Genomic DNA, 22,513 nt, shown 5'->3' with positions numbered 1-22,513 from the left:
GGCTCGTGCCACGCCGGCTGACGGGGGGCCGGGGCTCGAGTGGCGGAGCGTCTGCAGTCAGACCTCGGTACCGGGTGCTCGGATCATAGGGGGTTGGGGTCGCATTGACCACACCCGTCCCTCACCGCTGCGTCGCGGGCACCTCGGCAGAGAGCGCCGGGGCGCCGAATGCCTTGGGCGCGATGCCCGAGCGCCGCGCCAGCCACAGCAGGACCGCCGTCATGATCGCGGTCGCGACCACGCTCAGCCCGGCTGTGCCCAACGTGCTCGTCGTCTGGTCGGTGACGTAGGCGTCCTGGATCCCACCGAGCAGCGTCAGCCCGATGGTGATGACCATGTTGTTGACGACGTGCAGGACGATCGCGGCCTCGAGCCCGCCGGTGCGCCAGGTGAGGTAGCAGCACGCGACGGCCATGGTGGCCAGGTCGAGCAGCACCCACGGGTCGAGCGAGGTGTGCGCGAGGGCGAAGGTCGCTGCCGACAGCACGGTGCTCACCACGAGCGCGAGGACCGGACGCCTGATCCACGCGCCGACGCCCTGCATGAGCCCCCCGCGGAAGGCGACCTCCTCACCGGCGGCCTGGAGGGGAGTGGTGAGCACGGTGATGAGGAGCAGCCAGCCCCAGTGGTCGGGGCGCGCGGTGGGTTGCTCGCCCGACAGCACCCACGTGAGGGCGAGGTAGGTGCCCCACAGCAAGGTGGTGACGAGGGCCGCCCGGGTGAGCCAGCCCCAGCGGATGCGACCCGCCACCGACCAGATCTTGCCCATCGGTCGCCAGTGCCCGATCCGGGTGGCCACGAGGGTGGCGGGGATGAGCGCGGCCAGCATGAGGTTGCCGATGAGCATCGTCACCGGGTCGACCGGGTCGAAGTCGGACGCCTCGGTCATCTCCAGGGCCGACGGGTCCAGCACGAACCACAGCAGGCTCAGCACCAGCATGAGGGTGAGGAAGGTGGCGGTCCCCATCACGAGCGCCAGCACGGGGCGCCACCAGCGGCTCCGGGCCGTGCGCATCTGGTGAACATAGCTGCGCGGCCGGTCGTCGGCGAAGGGGGTGAAGGTGCCCCCGGTCGTGGGGGCCGGGTGCCGGCGGGCGCTCGCGTGGTGGCGCGCCGCGTCGACGAGGCCGATCGCCGCGGGGTGGATGCCGGCCGCGGACGCCAGGGGCAACACCGACAGGACCGCGAAGGGAGAGCCCCCGGACCGGATCGTCGTGTCACCGGCGGTGCCGGTCGGGCGGTCCGTCGACCACGTCGTCCCGGGAGCGGTGAGGAAGTCGTCGGCCGGGCGGGCACCCCCTTCGTCATCGGCGAGGGGTCCGATCACCGGCAGGCCGTGGTGGAGGGCCCACGAGATCGTCGGGTCGTGGACGGTGCCCGGGTGGCCGGCGGGCGCGCGCAGGACCCAGACCCCGTCGAGGTCAGGGGTGGGTGCCGACCCGAGCGGCAGCTCGACCACCTGCGCGTCGGGGGCCAGCGCGGCCAGGGCTCGTCGGGCGTGGCGGGCGTCAGGCAGGTCCGACGCTCCGACGAGTGCGATCCTCAGGCCGGTCATGGGGCGAGCCTACGAGCCGTTGGCGATTTCCCTCCGGGCGGGCCCGGGCGGTATCGTTGATCGTCGGTCACGTGTGTGCTGCCTTCCCGGTCTCCGGGGAGGCGACTTCGCGTGCCGCCCACGGTCGCTTCCACCCAGGAGGCGACCACCAACGGATTGAGAGGGTATGGCCAAGAAGGACGGTGTCATCGAGGTCGAGGGCACGATCGTCGAAGCGCTCCCGAACGCAATGTTCCGGGTTGAGCTGACCAACGGTCACAGGGTTCTCGCCCACATCTCGGGCAAGATGCGGCAGCACTACATCCGGATCCTCCCCGAGGACAAGGTTGTCGTGGAGCTCAGCCCGTACGACCTGACCCGCGGCCGGATCGTCTTCCGTTACCGCTGATCGAGGAGGTCGCCGCTTGCCGGCGACCGACGAGAGAAGCACTCACAGCACGACTCGTCGCCCACATCCGGGTGGCGGGACAGATCGAGAAGATGCGAGACGGCAATGAAGGTTCAGCCGAGCGTCAAGAAGATCTGCGACAAGTGCAAGGTGATCCGCCGCAACGGTCGGGTCATGGTGATCTGCGAAAACCTGCGCCACAAGCAGCGCCAGGGCTGATTCGCAGGCCATCACGGCCACGTACGGCGGGGACCCGGGTTTTGTCGCCCAGATCCTCGAGCAACGCCAGCAGACGAAGTACGCACCACCCGGCCCTTGCCCCTTCGGGAGCAGGACGTCACCCCCGGCTCGGAGGCCGGGGACCGAGCGGCCCGTTCACCTGATCGGGAGCAACCGCCGGACCGGTGGTGCACCAGACCTCCGAGTACATGAAGAGGAAGCCAGCACATGGCACGACTTGTTGGAGTCGACCTGCCGCGCGAGAAGCGCGCCGAGGTCGCCCTGACCTACATCTTCGGTGTGGGACGCACGACCGCACAGAAGGCTCTCGCCGCCACCGACATCGACTCGAGCGTCCGCGTGAAGGACCTGAGCGACGAGCAGCTCGTCGCCCTTCGCGACTACCTCGAGGCCAATGTCCAGCTCGAGGGTGACCTCCGCCGCGAGGTCGCTGCCGACATCCGCCGCAAGGTCGAGATCGGTACCTACGAGGGCCTGCGGCACCGCCGTGGTCTCCCGGTTCGCGGTCAGCGCACCAAGACCAACGCTCGGACCCGCAAGGGCCCCAAGCGCACCGTCGCAGGCAAGAAGAAGGCCTGAGACACCTCGGCATCGCACGCGTGTCACATCACGCGTCGTGATCACCACACACCGAAGAACTTCGTAGGAGAAACATGCCCCCCAAGACCCGCACCGGCGCCAAGGTGCGCCGCAAGGTCAAGAAGAATGTTGCTGTGGGCCAGGCCCACATCAAGAGCACGTTCAACAACACGATCATCTCGATCACCGACCCCACCGGTGCCGTGATCTCCTGGGCCTCCGCCGGCCAGGTCGGCTTCAAGGGTTCGCGGAAGTCCACCCCGTACGCCGCCCAGATGGCTGCCGAGGCCGCCGCGCGTCGCGCCATGGAGCACGGCATGAAGAAGGTCGACGTCTTCGTCAAGGGCCCGGGTTCCGGTCGCGAGACCGCCATCCGCTCCCTGACCGCCGCTGGCCTCGAGGTCGGCGCCATCCAGGACGTCACGCCCAGCCCGCACAACGGTGTCCGCCCGCCCAAGCGCCGTCGCGTCTGAGCAGCAGAGATACGGGAGACAGATAACACATGGCTCGTTACACCGGCCCCATCACCAAGAAGTCCCGCCGCCTCAAGCTCGACCTCGTCGGCGGCGACAAGAACTTCGAGCTCCGTCCCTTCCCGCCCGGCCAGCACGGCCGTCGGCGGATCCAGGAGAAGGAGTACCTCACCCAGCTGCAGGAGAAGCAGAAGGCCCGCTTCACCTACGGCGTCATGGAGAAGCAGTTCGTCCGGTACTACAAGGAGGCGGCCAACCGCCCCGGCCAGACCGGTCACAACCTGCTGACCATCCTCGAGTCGCGCCTCGACAACGTGATCTACCGTGCGGGCCTGGCCCGCACGCGTCGTCAGGCTCGTCAGCTCGTCACGCACGGTCACTTCGAGCTCAACGGCGTGCGCATCGACGTGCCCAGCGCCCGCGTCTCGCAGTACGACATCATCACCGTGCGCAAGCAGTCGGTCGAGGCCTTCCCGATCCAGGTCGCCCGCGAGTCCTTCGGCGAGCGCATCGTCCCGGCGTGGCTGCACGTCATCCCGGGCAGCCTGAAGGTCCTCGTGCACCAGCTGCCGACCAACGAGCAGATCGACAGCCCGCTCAGCATGCAGCTGATCGTCGAGCTCTACTCCAAGAACTGATCCAGTTCTGCTGAGGGTGGCTCCCGCGGACCGATGCGGGAGCCACCGTCGGGGTCACACCCCGGCACCTTCACGAGGCGTCATATAGCGGTCGCCCGTGGGAAGGAAGAATCACCGTGCTCATCGCACAGCGTCCCAACCTCAGCGAAGAGGTCCTCGCCGACAACCGCTCGCGGTTCGTCATCGAGCCCCTCGAGCCTGGCTTCGGCTACACCATCGGCAACTCCCTGCGTCGCACCCTGCTCTCGAGCATCCCGGGCGCCTCGCTCACCTCGATCCGGATCGACGGAGTGCTCCACGAGTTCTCCACGGTCCCCGGGGTCAAGGAGGACGTCACCGAGATCATCCTCAACATCAAGTCCCTCGTCGTCTCCAGCGAGAACGACGAGCCGGTCGTGATGTACCTGCGCAAGTCGGGTGCCGGCGCGGTCACCGCTGCCGACATCAACCCCCCGGCCGGTGTCGAGGTCCACAACCCGGACCTGCACATCGCGACGCTCAACGACAAGGGCTCCATCGAGATGGAGCTGACCGTGGAGCGTGGCCGTGGCTACGTCTCCGCGCAGCAGAACAAGTCCGGTGACCAGGAGATCGGCCGCATCCCGGTCGACTCCATCTATTCGCCCGTGCTGGCCGTGACCTACAAGGTCGAGGCCACCCGTGTCGAGCAGCGCACCGACTTCGACCGCCTGGTCGTCGACGTCGAGACCAAGAACTCGATGCCTCCCCGCGACGCGCTGGCCTCGGCCGGCAAGACGCTCGTCGAGCTCTTCGGCCTGGCCCGTGAGCTCAACGTCGAGGCCGAGGGCATCGACATGGGCCCGTCGCCGACCGACGCCGCCATCGCGGCCGACCTGGCGCTGCCGATCGAGGACCTCGACCTGACGGTCCGCTCCTACAACTGCCTCAAGCGCGAGGGCATCCACACCGTGGGTGAGCTCGTCGGTCGCAGCGAGGCGGACCTGCTCGACATCCGCAACTTCGGTGCGAAGTCGATCGACGAGGTCAAGGCCAAGCTGCACGAGATGGACCTGGCCCTCAAGGACAGCCCCCCCGGGTTCGACCCGACGGCCATCCCCGGCTACGGCGAGGACGACTACGACGAGTCCGGCGACGAGGATGCCTCGTTCGCCGAGGACGAGCAGCTCTGACCCACCGCTTCACGACCTGACCGCTGACGCGGTGAGGTCAGAACTTCCAAGGAGAACACCATGCCCACCCCCACCAAGGGACCCCGTATCGGTGGCGGCCCGGCTCACGAGCGCCTCATCCTCGCGAACCTGGCCACCGCGCTCTTCGAGCACGACCAGATCACGACGACGCAGGCCAAGGCCAAGCGTCTGCGTCCGCTGGCCGAGCGCCTGATCACCTTCGCCAAGCGGGGTGACCTGCACGCTCGTCGCAAGGTCATGACGACCATCCACGACAAGGGTGTCGTCCACCGTCTCTTCGTCGAGATCGCGCCCGACGTGGCCGACCGTCAGGGCGGTTACACCCGGATCACGAAGATCGCGCCGCGCAAGGGCGACAACGCCCCCATGTGCGTCATCGAGCTCGTGCGTGAGCCGGTCAATGCCAAGCCCAAGCGCGCCGTCGTCGCCGAGGCGGAGGCCGCCACCAAGCGCTCCGCCAAGGACGAGGCCGCCGAGGCCCCGGTCGAGGAGACCACCACCGAGGCTCCGGCCGAGGAGACCTCCGAGGCCGCTGCTCCGGCAGCCCTCGCCGACCTGCCCGAGGGTGCCGTTGCGGCGCTCGAGGACGGTGCGGCTCCGAGCGACGAGTACACGGTCAAGGGCAACCGCGACTCGAGCAAGTACCACGTCGCCGGCTCGCAGTGGTACGACGCCACCGTCGCCGAGGTCTGGTTCAAGTCCGTTGACGACGCCAAGTCCGCAGGCTTCGAGCCCGCGGGCGGCGAGGCCAAGCAGCAGGTCGACGAGGCCTGAGCGCCCGTACCGACTGACGAAGGGAGTCGCACCCATCACGGGTGCGGCTCCCTTCGTCGTCGCCGGGCGGTGGGGAGGGCCGGCCCCGCGAAGCCAACCGTGGGTCAACCAGTGCCGCCCGAACGCGAATCTGCCCGGGCACGTTCGGACAGGCGCGAATCTGCCCGCGCACATGGGTCGCCTACGCTGACCGGCATGCGGCTGCGCCTCGACCTCGCCTACGACGGGACCGACTTCCACGGGTGGGCGATGCAGCCGGGCGGACTGCGGACCGTCGAGGGTGAGCTGAGCGCGGCGGTCGCGACCGTCCTGCGGCTGGACGAGCCCGCGAGGTTGACCGTGGCCGGGCGCACCGACGCCGGGGTGCACGCGATGGGCCAGGTCGTCCACGTCGACCTCGACCCCGAGGACCTCGCCTCGGCACGGGGCCGCTCCGACCGCACGCCGGAGCAGGCCCTGCTCACCCGTCTGCGGGGGGTGCTTCCGCCCGACGTGGTCCTCCACCGGGTGGCCGAGGCCCCCCACGGCTTCGACGCGCGCTTCTCGGCGCTCAGCCGGCGCTACCGCTACCTCATCAGTGACGACCCGGCGCGGCTGGACCCCCTTCGTCGTCGCGAGGTCGTCACCCTGCGCACGCCACTCGACGTCGACGCCATGAGCTCCGCGGCCGAGCAGCTGCTCGGCCTGCGCAACTTCGCGGCCTTCTGCAAGAAGCGGGAGGGGGCGACCACCACGCGCACGCTGCTGCGCTACGACTGGCGCCGCCGCGGCGACGGTCTGCTCGAGGCGACGGTCCTCGCGGACGCCTTCTGCCACTCGATGGTCCGCGCGCTGATCGGCGCGCTCGTGCCCGTGGGGGAGGGGCGCCAGGGGATCGGGTTCCCGGTCGAGGTGCTCACCGCGCGCTCGCGCGACCCCCGCGTCAAGGTGATGCCGGCCCATGGGCTGTGCCTCGTCGAGGTGAGCTACCCACCGAGCGATGCGCTGGCTGCCCGCGCGCTGGAGGCGCGGGCCCGTCGGGAGGAGTGACCAGCTGGGAGGAGTGATCAGCTGGGAGGAGTGATCAACTGCGTTCGGCGCTGCCGGGCGGGAGCGGCCACCACCGCCAGCCGAGCGTCCCGACCACCTGGTCGAAGCGGACGAAGCGGGGGGTGCAGCTCGTCCCGGACAGGCCGCGGCACCCGGCGACCGAGTCGGAGCTGTTGGCCCGGTTGTCACCCAGGACGAGGTAGGAGCCGGCAGGGACGGTGATCTCGGCGAAGCAGCGGGTGCTCGGCGTGCCGCCGTCGCACTCGGAGCCGGCGGGCATGGGCAGGTCGTTCTTGACATAGGGCTCGTCGATCGGTGCGCCGTTCACGAGCAGCCGCCCCTGGGTGTCGCAGCAGGAGACCGTGTCGCCGGGCAGGCCGATGACCCGCTTGACCGTGTGCGAGCGATGGCTGGGGCCGGTGCCGAGCACGTCCCCGACGTAGCGCAGCGCATTGGCGACCGGGTTGGGCTCGTCGATCGTCGCGTCGGCCCACGTGGCCCCGTGGCCGAAGACGACGATGTCACGGCGCTCGAGGTTTGCCTCGTCGACGCCGATGACCTTGGCGAAGACCCGGTCGCCGGTCATCAGCGTGGGCTCCATCGACCCCGACGGGATGACGAAGGGGCGCACGAGCGTGTGCGTGATGAGGGCCAGGACGGCGAAGGCGATGAGGATCCGGGCGATGATCCCCAGGATCCAGTGGCGCTCTGGGCGCCTGTCGGGAGTGCTCACCGGCACAGCCTAGGTCCGGGGCGGGGGTCTACGACCGCCGAGGAAGGGGGGTGAGCGCCACGACGGCAGTCACGCGTCGGGCGCCGGGCGTGCCGGCACCACGCCGCCGGTACCGGTCGAGCACCGCGCCCAGCTCCGCGCGCAGGGCGGCCAGCTGGGTCTCGTCGACGAGGACCTCGCGGTCGTCGATGCCGCACTCCTCCTGCCACACGAGCGGCCAGGCCACCTGCGCGTCGATCCAGCCGTGCTGGCGCTGCGCATGGTGGTCGACGACGTCATGAGCCAGCCAGAGTGCGTCGGCGAGCTCGTCGGCGTCGTCGATGGCGCTGACGGCGACCGAGGTGTCCACGCCGTCCCGATCGTCCGCCTGGGCAGCGGCCCACACGCGTGAGCGCCCGTCACCCAGGCCGGTGTCCTCGACCAGTCCGGCCTGCGCGAGGACGCGCGCGTGGTAGCTCGTGGCGCCGGTGTTGGTGCCCAGCGCGCGGGCGAGCTCCGCGGCGGTCGAGCCCCCGTGCAGGCGCAGGTGAGCCAGGATGCGCGAGCGAAGGGGGTGCGCCAGGAGTCGCCAGGTCGCCGGCTGTGGTGTCTCGGTCACCCGACCACGATTGCACAAGTATTGTGCAATCGTCACGCTGGTGGCGCCGACGGTGAGGTTGTGGGTCCCGAGATCCCCGGTCTCCCAACGGTTTTGGCGGGTCCGTGCCGATTTCGGGCACCCGGGTGCGCTTCCGTAGAATGGATCCCAGCGGCGCCCCGTCCACGAGGATGAGCGGCGCCACCCCTTCGCTCCCGAAGGGGTCAGTCATCACGACGAGCAGTAAGGCTTCACACATGCGTACGTACACCCCCAAGGGCGGTGACATCACCCGTCAGTGGCACATCATCGACGCCACGGACGTCGTGCTCGGCCGCCTTGCGAGCCAGACCGCCATCCTGCTGCGGGGCAAGCACAAGACGACCTTCGCCCCCCACGTGGACATGGGCGACTTCGTCATCATCATCAACGCGGACAAGATTGCGCTCACCGGCTCCAAGGCCACCAAGAAGCTCTCTTACCGTCACTCGGGCTTCCCGGGCGGTCTGTCCTCGATGAACTACACCGAGATGCTGGCCAAGCACCCGACCCGCGCGGTCGAGAAGGCCATCCAGGGCATGCTCCCGCGCAACACCCTCGGTCGCCAGCAGCTGAGCAAGCTGAAGGTCTACGTCGGCACCGAGCACCCGCACGCAGCCCAGCAGCCCGTCCCCTACACGATCTCGCAGGTCGCGCAGTAAGCGCGGCGAGAAGAAACTGAGGCAATATCGTGGCTGACACCACCGACAACACCGAGGTCCTCGAGGGCGACGAGCCCGAGCTGAGCTCCTACACCTCCGAGTCCGACGGCCCCGTCGCCGACTCCACCGGCGAGCCCGTCCGTCGCCCCTCGGCTTCCGCCCCCGGCGCGGCCACCGGTCGTCGCAAGCAGGCCATCGCCCGCGTCCGGATCGTCCCGGGCACCGGCGAGTGGAAGGTCAACGGGCGCACGCTCGAGGAGTACTTCCCCAACAAGGTCCACCAGCAGATCGTCAACGAGCCCTTCACCGTGCTCGAGCTCGACGGCGCCTACGACGTGCTCGTGCGCGTCCACGGCGGTGGCCCCTCCGGCCAGGCCGGCGCCGTGCGCCTCGGCGTCGCGCGCTCGCTCAACGGAGTCGACGAGGAGCTGAACCGCGCCACGCTGAAGAAGGCCGGCTTCCTCACCCGTGACGCCCGCGTCCCGGAGCGCAAGAAGGCCGGTCTCAAGAAGGCCCGCAAGGCTCCGCAGTACAGCAAGCGCTGATCCAGCCACCCGCTGGTCCGGTCCCACGTTCGCGTGGGCGGAGCTTGCGCAGCAAGCGTCTCGAGACCACGAAGGGCGGTGCTCACCTCACGGTGGGTACCGCCCTTCGTCATGTCCGGAGCCTGGGTGGAAGGGGGCTCGCCGGCGAATCGTCGGCGGGTTCACCTCCACCCGGGGCGGGGCGGGGCGGGGCGGGGTCGAGGTCAGGGGAGGGGGAGCGGGTGGCCGGCGCGCATCTCGGCCACGAGCGAGCGGGCCACCTCGACGAGGTCGCCGCCGTGCTGCGTCGCGACGGCCTGCTGGCGCTGGTAGCTGGCGCCGACGCGGATGATGTCCTCGACCTGGCGCAGCTCGCTCTCGCAGCCCAGCCGTCGGGCGATCGGCGACAGCCGCTCGAGCAGGTCGTGCAGCTCGTCGGTGACGAGGCGCTCCCGGTTGCGCCCGTCGAGGATGATGATCGCGTCCATGCCGTAGCGGGCGGCGCGCCACTTGTTCTCCTGCACGTGCCACGGGGGGAGCGTCGAGATCGTGCCGCCGTCGGTGAGGCGGTCGTCGAGGTGGACGAGCAGGCACTGGGTGAGGGCGGTGAGTGCGCCGATCTCGTGCAGCGTCGGCACCCCGTCGCAGACCCGGACCTCGAGGGTGCCCAGGTGGGGCGCCGGGCGCAGGTCCCACCGCACCTCCTTGAGCTCGTCGATGACACCCGTGACGAGCAGGTCGTCGACATAGCCCTCGTACTGGGCCCAGGTGTCGAACTGGAAGGGCAGGCCGGCCGTCGGCAGCTGCTGGAACATCTGCGCGCGGTTGCTCGCGTAGTCGGTCGGGACGCCGCCCCACCACGGGGACGACGCGGACAGGGCCTGCAGGTGGGGCGCATAGGTGAGCATGCCCGAGAGCAACGGCAGGACCTTGTCGCGGTGGGTGACGCCGATGTGGGTGTGCACGCCGTAGATGACCATCTGCCGGCCCCACCAACGGGTGCGGTCGATGAGGGTGGCATAGCGTGCGCCCTCGCTGACCTGCTGGGTCTCCCACCGGGCGAAGGGGTGGGTGCCGGCGCTCATCAGCTCCAGACCGAGGCCGTCGGTGATCCCCCGCAGCCGCGAGAGGCTCTCGGACAGGTCGGCGACGACCTCGGGGACGTCGCGGCAGATGCCGGTGACGATCTCGACGGTGTTGGTGAGCAGCTCGCGGTGGACCTTGGGCGCCAGGCCCTCGTCGGCCGTGAGCGGCTCGACCACGCTCTCGGCGAGCGGTACGAGGTCCTGGGTCCGGGCGTCGACGAGGGCCAGCTCCCACTCGACACCCAGCGTGGGCCCGTCGGACGGGCTGAACTCGATCATGATGGCCTCTCGACGCCCGTACCTGCGGTGTCACAGCCTAACCAGCCGGTATCGTCACTGGCGCCCGTCCTGCATGCGACATGCGGTCGGTCCCAAACGGAAGGTTGCTTGACCCATGTCCCGACTCTTCGGCACCGACGGTGTCCGTGGCCTCGCCAACGGCGACGTCATCACTGCTGACTTCGCCCTACGACTGGCCCAGGCCGCGGCCGGCGTCCTGCGCGATCCCGAGGGCACCGAGGGGCGACGCCCCGTGGCCGTCGTCGGGCGCGACCCGCGAGCCTCCGGCGAGTTCCTGTCGGCGGCAGTCGTCGCCGGCCTCGCGAGCAGCGGCATCGACGTGCTCGACGCGGGTGTCGTGCCGACCCCGGCCGTCGCCTTCCTCACTGCCGAGGTCCACGCCGACTTCGGCGTGATGCTCTCCGCCTCGCACAACGCGATGCCGGACAACGGCATCAAGTTCTTCGCCAACGGCGGGCACAAGCTGCCCGATGTCGTCGAGGACGCCATCGCCGCCGCCATGGACGAGGAGCCGACGCGTCCGACCGGTGTCGACGTCGGTCGCGTGACGGTGATGGACGACGCCGGCACGCGCTACGTGCGCCACCTCCTCGACGCGGTGGAGCCGCAGCTCGAGGGTCTGACGCTCGTCATCGACGCCGCCCACGGTGCCGCCAGCGAGGTCTCGCCCGAGGTCTTCCGTCTCGCCGGGGCCACAGTGCACGTCATCGGCGCCCGGCCCGACGGGCTCAACATCAACGACGGCGTCGGCTCGACCCACCTGGGCCCGCTCAAGGAGGCCGTCGTGGCCCACGGCGCCGACCTCGGCATCGCGCACGACGGTGACGCCGACCGGTGCCTCGCTGTCGACGCCGACGGCAACGAGATCGACGGTGACCAGATCATGGCGATCCTGGCCGTGGCGCTCAAGGAGCACGGCGAGCTCGTGGACGACACGCTCGTCGCCACGGTCATGAGCAACCTCGGTCTGCTGCGTGCGATGGAGGCCGCGGGGATCCGGGTCGTCCAGGCCGGGGTGGGGGACCGCTACGTCCTCGAGGAGATGCGCAAGGGCGGCTTCAGCCTCGGTGGCGAGCAGTCGGGGCACGTCATCCTCTCCGAGCACGCGACGACCGGCGATGGCGTCCTCACCGGGCTGATGCTGGCCGCGCGCGTCGCCGAGACCGGTCGCACGATCGCCGAGCTCGGCGCCGTCATGACCCGCATGCCGCAGGTGCTCATCAACGTCCAGGGCGTCGACAAGAACCGCGTCGAGGGTGACGAGGGCGTCCAGGCAGCGGTCGGCGAGCTCGAGACCGCGCTGGGTGACCAGGGCCGGGTCCTGCTGCGCAAGTCGGGTACGGAGCCGGTCGTGCGCGTCATGGTCGAGGCCGACACCCACGAGCGCGCCCAGGCGTCCGCCGAGAGCCTGTCGATCGTGGTCAAGGAGCGCCTGGCCCTCTGAGTCACACCCCCCTCGCATCTCCTTGAGGTCGTGCGCCTTTTATGAGGTACCCCCCTTCGCATCTCCTTAAGGTCGTGCGCTTTTTTTGAGGTACGACCTTAAGGAGATGCGATTCCTGAGGTACGACCTTAAGGAGATGCGGTTTCTGGAGCACGACCTCAAGGAGATGTGATGTCTCGACGGCCCCGGGTCACACGGCCGGGGTGTCGAAGAAGGAGTGCCGGGTCACGGCCTGCTCCTGCTCGTCGAGCACCCAGAAGTCGGCGAACCCGACCCGGGCGGCGCTGCCGTCCTTGAGCGTGCCGACGAAGCGCCCGTGCACCGCGACCCGGGAGCCGTCGACGACGACCTCGTCGAGCTCGTGCCGACCGTCGGCGATCACCCGCTCGCCGCCGTAGAAGTCCGTGAGGGCCGCGCGCCCGGCCATCTGCTCGTAGCCGGGCCGGTGGTAGACGGCGTCGTCGGCGAAGCACGCCACGACGCCCGCGACGTCCCCGGCGTCGACGAGGTCGTAGTAGTGGCGCACGGCCGTCTCGCTGCTCACGCCGAGATCTCCCGGCCGAGGACCGTGGAGGCCCGCTGCAGGGCGGCCGCGAGCGGGGTGATCCCGTGCTCCTGCGCGCTCTCGAGCAGGCCGGTCACCCGCCCGCCGATGCGGTCGACCGCCGCGAGGGTCTCCTCGTCGCTCCATCCGACGACACCGCCGTGCACCTGGATGACGCCGCCGGCGTTGGCGACGAAGTCGGGCACGAAGGTGATGCCGGCCTCGCGCAGGGCCTCGGCGCAGCCGGGGTCGTCGAGGGTGTCGTTGGCCGCGCCGGCGATGATCCGTGCCGGGATGCGCGCGATGTTGTCGTGCGTGACGACGCGCGCGATCGCGCAGGGGGAGAAGACGTCAGCCTCGTGGAAGGCCGCCTCGTCGGCAGCGACCGTGTCGCCACCGAGCTCGCGGGCGAGCTCCTGCGCGCGGGCCGTGTCGACGTCGGCGACGGTCAGCCGCGCGCCGTCGGTGTGCGCGAGCCGGGCGACCTCCGCGCCGACGCTGCCGACGCCCTGGACGACGACGTGGAGGCCGGCCAGGCCCCCTTCGCCGTGGTGGTGGACTGCGGCCGCCCTCATGGCCTGGTACACGCCGCGGGCGGTGAAGGGGGAGGGGCTCACCTCGTCGCAGAAGGCCCGTGCCCCACCGTCGTCGCGGATGGTCTGCATGTCCTCCAGCAGGGTGCCCATGTCGACCCCGGGCACGTAGTAGCCGGCGGTGCGGGCGATCATCTCGCCGAAGCGGGCGAAGAGCGCGCGCCGCTGCGGGGAGCCCGGAGCGGGGGCGGGGCCGTCGAGCATGACGACGGACTTGGCGCCGCCGTAGGGCAGCTCGGCCAGCGCGTGCTTGAGGGTCATCGCGGCGGCGAGGCGCTGGGCCTCGCGCGCGGCGGCCTCGGTGGACGGGTAGGTGCGCAGGCGCACCCCGCCGAACCCGGGGCCGAGCGTCGTGTCGTCGATCGCGATGACGGCACGCAGGCCGACGCGGTCGTCGCGGCAGGTGATCGTCTGCTCGGTCGCCCAGGGTTCGGCGATGGAGTCGGACGGGACAGGGGTAGTGACTGTAGTCATCCGCCCATGGTGACAGGGGTCGTGTGACCCCCGTCACCGGGGTGGGGCCTCAGAACTTCTGGTCGAGCAGGCCCGTGTCGACGTCGTAGACGAAGCCGCCGACCTTGGCGCGGTCGGCGATGAGCGGGTGCGTGCGCACGGCCGCGATGTCCTGGCGGAGGGCGTCGAGCTGGTCGTGCACGACGTGGAAGCCCTGCCACGACGCGTCCTGGCCGGCGGAGGCGCCGACCTTGGCGCGGAACTCGTCCTCGGTGGCGCTACCCATGGCGCAGCGGGTGTGCGGGATGACCAGGATGCGCTCGACCTCGAGCAGGTGCACGCCGAGGACGAGCGCCTCGAGCGCGGCGGTCGTGATGCGGCCGCCGGGGTTGCGGAAGGTCTTGGCGTCGCCGGGCTTGAGGCCGAGCATGCCGAGGGGGTCGATGCGGCTGTCCATGCAGGTGACGATGGCGACGCCCGCCCGGGCGATGCCGTCGAAGCCGCTGAGGGCGAAGCTCTCGGAGAAGGTCTGGTTGGCTGCCAGGAGGTCGGCGAAGTCCTCGGGAGCGGATCGGGTAGCGGGCATCAGGGTCCTTTCGATGTGGTTCTTGCAGATTAGCCCCGAGCCTGCGGCCCCCTTCGTCGGCGTCCGTGAGCGGTCGATCACGCAGCCTGCGACCACGCTGCCGATCACGAACCGGTCGCGACACGAAGTCGTGGGCCCGTATGTGTGTCATGGACCACATCCGCGGTGTAGACAGACCATTGGGAGGCGACGTCGGCGACCCCGCCTGCGTCGCGTCCTCGGACGAAGGGAGCGACGTGGAGACACGACGACGACGGCGGATCGCCTTCATGGCGGCCGCGGCGACTGCCGCCAGCCTCGGTCTGGCGGCGTGCGGTGACGGTGGCACGGGCGACAGCGCGTCCCAGCTGACGTGGTACATCAACCCCGACGGTGGCGGCTCCGACCCGGCGGGTGGCGGTCAGGCCCAGCTGGCCAAGGAGTGCTCCGACGCATCGGGTGGCGCGTACACCATCGGTGTCCAGCTCCTGCCCAACAGCGCCAGCGACCAGCGCCAGCAGCTCCTGCGACGTCTGGCGTCCCAGGACAAGGGCGTCGACATCATGTCGATCGACCCGGTCTTCGTCGCGGAGTTCGCCGAGGCCGGCTTCCTCGCCAAGGTCCCGGCCGACAAGAAGTCCGAGCTCAGCGGTGACGCGGTCGACCCGGCCGTCACCAACGCGAGCTGGAAGGGCGAGATGTACGCGGCTCCCTTCTGGGCCAACACGCAGCTCCTCTGGTACCGCAAGTCCGTCGCCGAGAAGGCCGGGCTCGACATGACCAAGCCGGTCAGCTGGGACCAGGTCATCAAGGCCGCGCAGAAGACTGACACCGACATCGGCGTGCAGGCCTCGCGCTACGAGGGCTACATGGTGTGGATCAACGCGCTCGTCGAGGGCGGCGGTGGCCACATCGTCGAGAACCCCGGAGCCGATGGCAAGGAGCTGAAGTTCGGCCTCGACTCCGAGGGCGGCAAGAAGGCCGCCGCCATCATCCAGTCCGTCTCCAAGGACGGCGTGGGTGGTCCCGCGCTCGGCTCGACCGACGAGACGACGACGCTCGACATGTTCCAGAACGAGCGGGCCGGCTTCATGGTCAACTGGCCCTACGTCTACGCGGCGCTCAAGGGCGCCGAGGTCCCCTGGATGAGCGACCTGGCCTGGGCCCGGTACCCGCAGACCACGCAGGGCACCGACTCCAAGCCACCGCTGGGCGGCATCGAGATGGGCGTCTCGGCCTCCTCGACCAAGCAGGACAAGGCCTGGGACGCGGTGGCCTGCCTGACCTCCAAGGAGAGCCAGAAGGCCTACATGCTCGGCACCGGCAACCCGGCCGCGCGCAAGGCCGTCTACGACGACCCCGAGGTCAAGAAGGACTTCCCGATGGCGGCGCTCATCCGTGAGTCCCTCGACGCGAGCGGTCCCAGGCCGCTCACGCAGTACTACGGCGACGTCTCCAGCGGCATCCAGCGGGAGTACAGCCCGCCGGGGGCGGTCAACCCGTCGACGACGCCGCAGCAGACCACCACCCTCCTCCAGGACGTGCTGAAGGGAGATGCGTTGTTGTGAGCACCGTGACCGACTCCCCCAAGACCCCCACGACGAAGGGGGGCAAGCCTCGCCTGTCCGACCGGGCCAAGGCCGAGCAGCGGCTCGGCTGGAAGCTGGCGATGCCCGCCTTCGTCGTCATGCTCCTGGTCACCGCCTACCCGATCCTGCAGGCGGTGTGGAACAGCTTCTTCAACTACCGGCTGACCGACCCCGCCAACAAGGAGTTCGTCGGGCTCAACAACTACATCGTCTCCTTCAGCGACTCCGTCTTCTGGAGCGCGATGTGGGCGACGGTGATCATCACGGTCATCACGGTGGTCGTCGAGCTGGTCCTCGGCTTCATCATCGCCCTGGTGATGCACCGGATCGTCCTGCCGCGGCGCACCCTGCGCACCGTGGTGCTCATCCCGTACTCGATCATCACCGTGGTCTCCGGCTTCACCTGGCTCTTCATGTACCAGACCGACACCGGCTTCGTGAACCGCTGGACCAACTGGATCCCGGGCGTGAGCGACAACTACGACTGGTTCGGCAGCTTCTGGCCCTCGATCTTCGTCATCTGCCTCTCCGAGATCTGGAAGACGACCCCCTTCATGTCGCTGCTCCTGCTGGCCGGTCTGGCGCAGGTGGACACCTCGATGGAGGAGGCCGCCAAGGTCGACGGCGCGTCCTGGATGCAGGTCCTCTACAAGGTGGTCCTGCCCAACATGAAGCCGGCGATCATGGTGGCGCTGCTCTTCCGCACGCTCGACGCCTTCCGCATCTTCGACAACATCTTCATCATGACCGGGGGCGCCAACGGGACCAACTCCCTCTCCGGGCTCATCTACCGGCAGACCATCGACAGGACAGAGATCGGGCTCGGCTCTGCACTGTCGGTGATCCTCTTCCTCTGCGTGCTCGTCATCGCGGCGGTGTTCGTCCGAGGATTCAAGGTCGACCTTACGCAGGGGAGGAGCTGACATGGCCAAGGAGTCGATGAAGGGCACGGGCGTGTGGACCACGCTCGCCGTCCCGATCATGGTCTGGACCGTCCTGCCGTTGCTGTGGATGCTCTCGCTCTCCCTCAAGAGCGCGGACACCCTGGCCAACCCGGACGCGGCGTACTTCGGCAACTTCTGGCCGAAGGACCCGACGCTGGACAACTACCGGCTGATCTTCACCGGTGGGGCGAGCAACCTCTTCATGCCGGCCCTGCGCAACTCGCTGATCGTGTGCGTGATCGCGACCTTCATCTCCGTCGTCCTCGCGATGTTCTGCGCCTACGCGATCTCGCGGCTGGAGTTCCGGGGCAAGAAGATGATCCTCACGACGGCGCTCGCGGTCAGCTTCTTCCCCGTGGTCGCCATGGTGACGCCCCTCTTCGAGGTCTGGAGCAAGACCGGGCTCTTCGACACGATCCCCGGCCTGGTCATCCCCTACCTCGCCCTGACCCTGCCGCTGTCGATCTGGACCATGTCGGCCTTCTTCCAGCAGATCCCGTGGGAGATGGAGCAGGCCGCCCAGGTCGACGGCGCGAGCAGCTGGCAGGCCTTCCGCAAGGTGATCATCCCGCTGGCCACCCCCGGTGTCTTCACCACGGCGATCATCACCTTCTTCACCGCGTGGAACGACTTCGTCTTCGCGATCTCGCTGACCTCCGACCAGGCGCGCACGGTCCCCGCCGCGCTCGCCTTCTTCACCGGAGCCAGCCAGTTCGAGCAGCCGACGGGCGCGATCATGGCGGCCTCGGTCGTCGTCACCATCCCCGTCGTGATCCTCGTGCTGATCTTCCAGCGCCGGATCGTCGCCGGCCTGACCTCGGGCGCCGTCAAGGGCTGACCCCCGCCTCACGATGAACTGGAGAAACTCCCATGGCTGAGATCACCCTCAACAACCTCGTCAAGAAGTACGGGGACGGCTTCCCGGCGGTCAACGACGTGAGCCTGGACATCAGGGACGGCGAGTTCATGATCTTCGTCGGCCCCTCCGGGTGCGGCAAGTCGACCCTGCTGCGCATGGTCGTCGGGCTGGAGGACATCACGAGCGGCGAGCTGCTCATCGACGGCAAGGAGGTCAACGACCTCTCGCCCAAGGACCGCAACCTGTCGATGGTCTTCCAGAACTACGCCCTCTACCCGCACCTGACGGTCTACGAGAACATCGCCTTCCCCCTTCGCCTGGCCAAGGGGAAGTTCACCAACGACGAGATCGACTCCAAGGTGCGCATGGCCAGCACGATGCTGGAGCTGGACGAGCACCTCGAGCGCAAGCCGGCCAACCTCTCGGGCGGCCAGCGCCAGCGCGTGGCGATGGGGCGGGCGATCGTGCGCGAGGCGGACGCCTTCCTCTTTGACGAGCCGCTGTCCAACCTCGACGCCAAGCTGCGCGGGCAGATGCGCACGGAGATCGCGCGCATGCAGCGCCGCATGGGCACGACGACGATCTACGTGACGCACGACCAGACCGAGGCCCTCACCCTCGGTGACCGCGTCTCCGTGCTGAAGAAGGGGGTGCTGCAGCAGTGCGCCAGCCCCCGCGAGCTCTACGACCAGCCGGTCAACCTCTTCGTCGCCGGGTTCATCGGCACCCCGCCGATGAACTTCCTGCCGGCCCAGGTCGAGGGCGACGAGCTCGTGCTGCCCTTCTGCCGCGTCCCCATGCCGGCTGCCGTGCGGGAGCGCGCCAGCGGCAAGGAGCTGCTCATCGTCGGGATCCGGCCGGAGCACATCAAGGACGCCGACCTGGGTGATGTCCCGGCCAACGCGGTCCGGTTCCAGGCGCCCGTGGACCAGGCGGAGTGGCTCGGCAACGAGCAGTACGCCTACGTCCCCTTCGCCGTCGAGGGTGCCGTCAAGGACAAGCTCGACGAGCTCGACAAGGAGCTCGACGGTGAGGGCATGCGCACGCAGATGGTCATCAACCTCGACCCGCGCTCGCGGGTGCGCGAGGGCGATGACGCCAACTTCGTCTTCGATCCCGACACCATGCACGTCTTCGACCCGGAGTCGGGTGACTGCCTGACCCGTGACGATGCCAAGGCGGCCGAGCTCGCCCAGCAGTCCGAGGAGGACCGGCAGCGGGCCCTCGAGCGGGCCCGGGCACGCGAGACGCAGAGCGCGTGAGCCACGCTCCCTGAGGAGCGGACGTCATCTCGAAGCGCCGTCGAGCCGCGCCGACCCTAGAGGTCGGCGCGGCTCGGTGGTTGCGCCCCGGCCCGCGCGACGGTGAAGGAGGCGGCCGCGATGGCGCGCTCGACCGCGGACGTCAGTGCCTGGCCACGGGAGCGGCGTAGTCGGGTCTTGGCGTCGGCGCCACCGAGGAGGCCGGCGTCGAGGAGGCCCGACAGCAGGCCGGACATGAAGGAATCGCCCGCACCGACGGTGTCGACGACCTCGACGGCGCGGCCCGGCAGGGTGACGAGTCGGCCCGAAGGGAGGATCGCCAGCGCCCCTCGTGGCCCGAGCGTGCACACGGCCAGCACGGGGCCGAGGGCGCGCCACGACCGCAGCTGGTCGGCCAGCTCGTCGTCGTCGAGAGGACGGCCCGCCAGCCACTCGAGGTCCTCGTCGCTCGCCTTGACGACGTCGCTGACGGCCACGCGCCGCTCCACCTCGGTGATCGCGGTCTCGCGGTCGGGGAAGAGGTCGGGTCGCACGTTGGGGTCGTAGGAGACCGTGTGGGACCGGGCCGCGCCGGCCATGGCCGAGAGCACGTCGACCCCACCGGGCCGCATGATCGCACCGATCGACCCGGTGTGGAGGTGACCGGGCACGTCGGGCAGCTCGGGCACCCGCCAGGCGATGTCGAAGGAGTACGACGCGGACCCCGCCGCGTCGAGCGTGGCGGTGGCCGTCGAGGTGTCCAGAGCGCTGTCGCTGCCCGGGGTGAGCACGACGCCCGCGTCCGCGAGGTGCTCACCGATGACGGCGCCCCGGGCGTCGCGGGCGAGGTGCGTGGCCAGGCGGACCGGGTGGCCGAGACGCGCCAGGCCGACGGCGACATTGAGCGGGCTGCCGCCGACGTGCTCCTCGCGTGCCCCGTCCGCACCCACGACGATGTCGACGAGGGACTCGCCGATGACCAGAGTGGAGGCCGGTGCGGGGGAGCGGCGGAGCAGGCCCGGCATCGGACTCAGGCGCTCGGCTGGGGGAAGAGCCTCTGGACCTTGGTGAGGTTGTGGTGCGCCTCGACGACTCGGATGGTCCCGGACTTGCTGCGCATGACGAGCGACTCGGTGGTCGCGCCACCGGCGCGGTAGCGCACCCCGCGCAGCAGCTCACCGTCGGTGATGCCCGTGGCGACGAAGTAGCAGTTGTCCGTCGCCACGAGGTCGTCGGTGGTGAGGACCCGGTCGAGGTCGTGCCCCTCGTCGATGGCGTGCTGGCGCTCCTCGTCGTCGCGGGGCCACAGCCGGCCCTGGATGACGCCGCCGAGGCACTTGATCGCGCAGGCGGTGATGATCCCCTCGGGGGTGCCGCCGATGCCGAGGAGCAGGTCGATGCCGGTGCCCGGCCGGGCGGCCATGATCGCGCCCGCGACGTCGCCGTCGGAGATGAAGCGGATGCGGGCGCCGGCCGCGCGCACCTGCTCGGCGAGCTCGTGGTGGCGGGGACGGTCGAGGATGATGACCGTGACGTCCTCGGGCTGCTCGCCCTTGGCCTTGGCGACGCGCTTGATGTTCTCGGCGACGGGCAGGCGGATGTCGACGACGTCGGCTGCCTCGGGGCCGGTCACGAGCTTGTCCATGTAGAAGACGGCGCTCGGGTCGTACATCGAGCCGCGGTCCGCGACGGCGAGGACGGAGACTGCGTTGGTCATCCCCTTCGCCGTCAGGGTCGTGCCGTCGATCGGGTCGACGGCCACGTCGCAGGCGGGACCCTCGCCGTCGCCGACCTGCTCGCCGTTGTAGAGCATCGGGGCCTCGTCCTTCTCGCCCTCGCCGATGATGACGGTGCCGTCCATCCGGACGCTGGAGATCATCGAGCGCATGGCGTCGACGGCCGCGCCGTCCGCGGTGTTCTTGTCACCGCGGCCCACCCACCGGCCACCGGCCAGGGCCGCAGCCTCGGTGACCCGGACCAGCTCCATCGCGAGGTTGCGGTCGGGGTGCATGACCCCGACGCTCGGGCTGGACTGGGACTGGGTCATGGCTCTCCTCGCGTGGCAACGTGCTCGTCGGGCCTGAGCCTATCTGTCGCACCCATTTGCGCGTGCGACCATGTCACCCATGAGTTCCACCCCCGGCGACCAGGCCGAGACCGCATCTCGCACCGCTCCCCTCCGCGAGCCGACGCCCGCCGAGCTGGCGGCGCAGCAGGGTGTGCCCGCGCGTGGCGCCAGCCACTACGCCAAGGGCAGCGCGGCCAACATGGCCCGCTCCATGGCCGTGATCGTCGCGATCGCGCTCGGACTCTTCTTCATCGCCGGTCGGCCCAACAGCACGACGCCGCAGTCGCTCGACGTCCCCGGGACGGCGCAGTTCCGCGCCCAGCAGGCCGGTCAGCCCTTCGCCTACCCCACGGGGCTCCCCGACGGCTGGGCCGCCACCAACGTGCGCTACGTGCGCTCCAAGGGCGATGTCATGGTGTGGAACGCCGGGTACACCACCCCCGACGGTCAGTACGTCTCGGTGCAGCAGGCGCTCGACCCGGGCCAGGGCTGGGTCGACACCCAGACCAACAACGGCGCCCGCGTCGGCACCCTCACCACCGAGGACGGCCGGGTCTGGGCCAAGCGTGACCGCGAGGGCAAGGTCCAGCGGAGCCTGGTCGACGTCCCCAAGGACTCCACGAAGCTGACGACGCTCGTCACCGGGACCGGCTCGTGGGCCCAGCTCAAGCAGTTTGCCGACCGGTTGACCCCGGCCAAGATCACCAAGGCCAGTCCCAGCTCCAACCCCGGCTGAGCCCGAGCACTCGACCAACGGTCAGGTCAGGCGAGGGCGGCGGCGGCGAGATCGCGCAGGGCGGGGTGCGCCAGACGCAGGGCGGCCAGCTCGTCGAGGGTGAACCACCGCAGGTCGTCGTGCTCCTCGGGCGCGAGGTTGGTCGGCGTGCCCGACCACGCCTCGACGACGAAGGCGTGCAGCTCGAGATCGTCGATGCGTGTCGTCAGCGCGAGCCTGGCGTCGGTCACCGCGACGCCGATCTCCTCGTGGCACTCCCGTACGAGCGCCTGCTCGGGCGACTCGCCGGTCTCGATGTGGCCGCCCACGGCGTCCCAGCAGTCGGGGTAGTGCTCCCGCTCGGGATGGCGGTGGCCGAGCAGGACCCGGCCGCCCGCGACGAGGAGCCCCGCGGCGACCCGGTGCGCGGCGCCGTCGTGCGCGGCGCCGGTCACTCGCTCACCCGTCGGCAGAGGCGGACCCGGCCTCGGAGCCGGCCGCGACGTCGCCCGGCCCACCGTCGGGCGACAGGCTCGCCTCGGCCTTGTCCAGCCAGGACTCGCAGTGCGCGGCGAGGGCCTCGCCCCGCTGCCACAGCTGCATCGACTCCTCGAGGCCGGCCTGACCCCCTTCGAGGCGGGCGACGAGCTCGATGAGCTCCTGCCGGGCCTCCTCGTAGCCGAGGTCGGCGACGTCGGTCTGCTCCTGCTCATCTGCCATGGCGCCCACT

The 22,513-nt window shown here is 70.0% G+C and carries 27 protein-coding genes; 16 read left to right on the top strand and 11 right to left on the bottom strand.

Annotated features, from left to right (window positions below; translation table 11 throughout):
- Positions 1-121: 121 nt before the first annotated feature.
- The gene (locus EXU32_RS11945) at positions 122-1,555 is read right to left on the bottom strand and encodes a CPBP family intramembrane glutamic endopeptidase (protein WP_130630111.1); all 1,434 of its coding nucleotides are present in this window, start codon (positions 1,553-1,555) and stop codon (positions 122-124) included.
- 166 nt (positions 1,556-1,721) lie between these two features.
- On the opposite strand from EXU32_RS11945, the gene infA reads away from it, so the two are divergent.
- The 8 genes from infA to truA all read left to right on the top strand — a co-directional run bounded on the left by infA (position 1,722) and on the right by truA (position 6,848).
- A complete protein-coding gene (infA, locus tag EXU32_RS11940) occupies positions 1,722-1,943 on the top strand; it encodes a translation initiation factor IF-1 (RefSeq protein WP_055996541.1) in 222 nt (73 codons plus the stop codon).
- A 105-nt stretch (positions 1,944-2,048) separates the two neighbouring features.
- Positions 2,049-2,162 carry a 50S ribosomal protein L36 gene (gene rpmJ, locus EXU32_RS11935; protein ID WP_006592630.1) on the top strand — a complete coding sequence of 38 codons (114 nt, stop codon included), beginning with the start codon at positions 2,049-2,051 and terminating at the stop codon, positions 2,160-2,162.
- Between the two features lie 228 nt (positions 2,163-2,390).
- The gene (gene rpsM / locus EXU32_RS11930; protein ID WP_130630110.1) at positions 2,391-2,762 is read left to right on the top strand and encodes a 30S ribosomal protein S13; all 372 of its coding nucleotides are present in this window, start codon (positions 2,391-2,393) and stop codon (positions 2,760-2,762) included.
- 74 nt (positions 2,763-2,836) lie between these two features.
- Positions 2,837-3,235, top strand: a complete 399-nt coding sequence (gene rpsK, locus EXU32_RS11925; RefSeq protein ID WP_068265901.1) for a 30S ribosomal protein S11 — start codon at positions 2,837-2,839, stop codon at positions 3,233-3,235.
- Between the two features lie 29 nt (positions 3,236-3,264).
- Positions 3,265-3,873 carry a 30S ribosomal protein S4 gene (gene rpsD, locus EXU32_RS11920; RefSeq protein ID WP_130630109.1) on the top strand — a complete coding sequence of 203 codons (609 nt, stop codon included), beginning with the start codon at positions 3,265-3,267 and terminating at the stop codon, positions 3,871-3,873.
- A 116-nt stretch (positions 3,874-3,989) separates the two neighbouring features.
- On the top strand, positions 3,990-5,024 hold the full coding sequence (locus EXU32_RS11915; RefSeq protein ID WP_130630108.1) for a DNA-directed RNA polymerase subunit alpha: 1,035 nt from the start codon (positions 3,990-3,992) through the stop codon (positions 5,022-5,024).
- A gap of 60 nt (positions 5,025-5,084) precedes the next feature.
- Entirely contained in the window at positions 5,085-5,819 is a 735-nt protein-coding gene (gene rplQ / locus EXU32_RS11910) for a 50S ribosomal protein L17 (RefSeq protein ID WP_130630107.1), read from the top strand.
- A gap of 195 nt (positions 5,820-6,014) precedes the next feature.
- Positions 6,015-6,848 (top strand): tRNA pseudouridine(38-40) synthase TruA, encoded by an 834-nt coding sequence (gene truA / locus EXU32_RS11905; protein WP_130630106.1) that lies wholly within the window; start codon positions 6,015-6,017, stop codon positions 6,846-6,848.
- A gap of 34 nt (positions 6,849-6,882) precedes the next feature.
- Here truA and lepB read toward each other — a convergent pair whose 3' ends face one another.
- Both lepB and EXU32_RS11895 read right to left on the bottom strand, forming a co-directional pair.
- On the bottom strand, positions 6,883-7,581 hold the full coding sequence (gene lepB / locus EXU32_RS11900; RefSeq protein ID WP_242612773.1) for a signal peptidase I: 699 nt from the start codon (positions 7,579-7,581) through the stop codon (positions 6,883-6,885).
- Positions 7,582-7,609: 28 nt separating this feature from the next.
- Positions 7,610-8,179 (bottom strand): ArsR/SmtB family transcription factor, encoded by a 570-nt coding sequence (locus tag EXU32_RS11895; RefSeq protein ID WP_130630105.1) that lies wholly within the window; start codon positions 8,177-8,179, stop codon positions 7,610-7,612.
- Positions 8,180-8,415: 236 nt separating this feature from the next.
- Here EXU32_RS11895 and rplM point away from each other — a divergent pair, with 236 nt between their 5' ends.
- Together rplM and rpsI are read left to right on the top strand one after the other, a co-directional pair.
- A complete protein-coding gene (gene rplM, locus EXU32_RS11890) occupies positions 8,416-8,859 on the top strand; it encodes a 50S ribosomal protein L13 (protein ID WP_130630104.1) in 444 nt (147 codons plus the stop codon).
- Positions 8,860-8,888: 29 nt separating this feature from the next.
- A complete protein-coding gene (gene rpsI / locus EXU32_RS11885; protein WP_130630103.1) occupies positions 8,889-9,404 on the top strand; it encodes a 30S ribosomal protein S9 in 516 nt (171 codons plus the stop codon).
- 203 nt (positions 9,405-9,607) lie between these two features.
- Here the strand turns inward: rpsI and EXU32_RS11880 are convergent, their stop codons facing one another.
- Entirely contained in the window at positions 9,608-10,747 is a 1,140-nt protein-coding gene (locus tag EXU32_RS11880; protein ID WP_130630102.1) for a glutamate--cysteine ligase, read from the bottom strand.
- Positions 10,748-10,862: 115 nt separating this feature from the next.
- Here EXU32_RS11880 and glmM point away from each other — a divergent pair, with 115 nt between their 5' ends.
- Positions 10,863-12,212 (top strand): phosphoglucosamine mutase, encoded by a 1,350-nt coding sequence (gene glmM, locus EXU32_RS11875; RefSeq protein WP_130630101.1) that lies wholly within the window; start codon positions 10,863-10,865, stop codon positions 12,210-12,212.
- Between the two features lie 190 nt (positions 12,213-12,402).
- On the opposite strand, the gene EXU32_RS11870 is transcribed toward glmM, so the two are convergent.
- From EXU32_RS11870 to EXU32_RS11860, 3 genes are read right to left on the bottom strand one after another with little or no spacing between them, the layout of a single operon-like run.
- Positions 12,403-12,756: a nuclear transport factor 2 family protein gene (locus EXU32_RS11870; protein ID WP_130630100.1), complete on the bottom strand. Its 354-nt coding sequence runs from the start codon at positions 12,754-12,756 to the stop codon at positions 12,403-12,405.
- Entirely contained in the window at positions 12,753-13,823 is a 1,071-nt protein-coding gene (locus EXU32_RS11865) for a Glu/Leu/Phe/Val dehydrogenase dimerization domain-containing protein (RefSeq protein WP_130630099.1), read from the bottom strand. Before EXU32_RS11865 ends, EXU32_RS11870 begins: the two co-directional genes overlap by 4 nt.
- A gap of 49 nt (positions 13,824-13,872) precedes the next feature.
- Complete coding sequence (locus EXU32_RS11860; RefSeq protein WP_130630098.1) at positions 13,873-14,388, bottom strand: beta-class carbonic anhydrase; 516 nt, start codon at positions 14,386-14,388, stop codon at positions 13,873-13,875.
- Between the two features lie 236 nt (positions 14,389-14,624).
- On the opposite strand from EXU32_RS11860, the gene EXU32_RS11855 reads away from it, so the two are divergent.
- The 4 genes from EXU32_RS11855 to EXU32_RS11840 are packed head-to-tail and all read left to right on the top strand — an operon-like array spanning position 14,625 to position 19,021.
- The gene (locus EXU32_RS11855) at positions 14,625-15,935 is read left to right on the top strand and encodes an extracellular solute-binding protein (protein ID WP_347400277.1); all 1,311 of its coding nucleotides are present in this window, start codon (positions 14,625-14,627) and stop codon (positions 15,933-15,935) included.
- Positions 15,932-16,879, top strand: a complete 948-nt coding sequence (locus EXU32_RS11850) for a carbohydrate ABC transporter permease (RefSeq protein WP_130630097.1) — start codon at positions 15,932-15,934, stop codon at positions 16,877-16,879. Before EXU32_RS11855 ends, EXU32_RS11850 begins: the two co-directional genes overlap by 4 nt.
- Positions 16,880-16,895: 16 nt before the next feature.
- Positions 16,896-17,738 carry a carbohydrate ABC transporter permease gene (locus EXU32_RS11845; protein WP_431603067.1) on the top strand — a complete coding sequence of 281 codons (843 nt, stop codon included), beginning with the start codon at positions 16,896-16,898 and terminating at the stop codon, positions 17,736-17,738.
- 32 nt (positions 17,739-17,770) lie between these two features.
- Positions 17,771-19,021 carry an ABC transporter ATP-binding protein gene (locus tag EXU32_RS11840; protein WP_130630095.1) on the top strand — a complete coding sequence of 417 codons (1,251 nt, stop codon included), beginning with the start codon at positions 17,771-17,773 and terminating at the stop codon, positions 19,019-19,021.
- A gap of 56 nt (positions 19,022-19,077) precedes the next feature.
- Here the strand turns inward: EXU32_RS11840 and EXU32_RS11835 are convergent, their stop codons facing one another.
- Complete coding sequence (locus EXU32_RS11835) at positions 19,078-20,025, bottom strand: PfkB family carbohydrate kinase (RefSeq protein ID WP_130630094.1); 948 nt, start codon at positions 20,023-20,025, stop codon at positions 19,078-19,080.
- Between the two features lie 5 nt (positions 20,026-20,030).
- Positions 20,031-21,047 carry a class II fructose-bisphosphatase gene (glpX, locus tag EXU32_RS11830; RefSeq protein ID WP_130630093.1) on the bottom strand — a complete coding sequence of 339 codons (1,017 nt, stop codon included), beginning with the start codon at positions 21,045-21,047 and terminating at the stop codon, positions 20,031-20,033.
- Positions 21,048-21,126: 79 nt separating this feature from the next.
- Between glpX and EXU32_RS11825 the strand changes: the two genes are divergently transcribed.
- Positions 21,127-21,804: a DUF4245 domain-containing protein gene (locus EXU32_RS11825; RefSeq protein WP_165399660.1), complete on the top strand. Its 678-nt coding sequence runs from the start codon at positions 21,127-21,129 to the stop codon at positions 21,802-21,804.
- A 26-nt stretch (positions 21,805-21,830) separates the two neighbouring features.
- On the opposite strand, the gene EXU32_RS11820 is transcribed toward EXU32_RS11825, so the two are convergent.
- Together EXU32_RS11820 and EXU32_RS11815 are read right to left on the bottom strand one after the other, a co-directional pair.
- Positions 21,831-22,238 carry an NUDIX domain-containing protein gene (locus EXU32_RS11820; protein ID WP_130630091.1) on the bottom strand — a complete coding sequence of 136 codons (408 nt, stop codon included), beginning with the start codon at positions 22,236-22,238 and terminating at the stop codon, positions 21,831-21,833.
- A gap of 4 nt (positions 22,239-22,242) precedes the next feature.
- Entirely contained in the window at positions 22,243-22,503 is a 261-nt protein-coding gene (locus EXU32_RS11815; protein ID WP_242612772.1) for an exodeoxyribonuclease VII small subunit, read from the bottom strand.
- Positions 22,504-22,513 lie beyond the last annotated feature (10 nt).

Origin of the sequence: Janibacter limosus (genome assembly GCF_004295485.1) — a bacterium.
Lineage (GTDB): Bacteria > Actinomycetota > Actinomycetes > Actinomycetales > Dermatophilaceae > Janibacter > Janibacter limosus_A.
The sequence above is the reverse complement of the archived record's forward strand: the minus strand, read 5'-3'. Positions and strand labels throughout refer to the sequence as shown.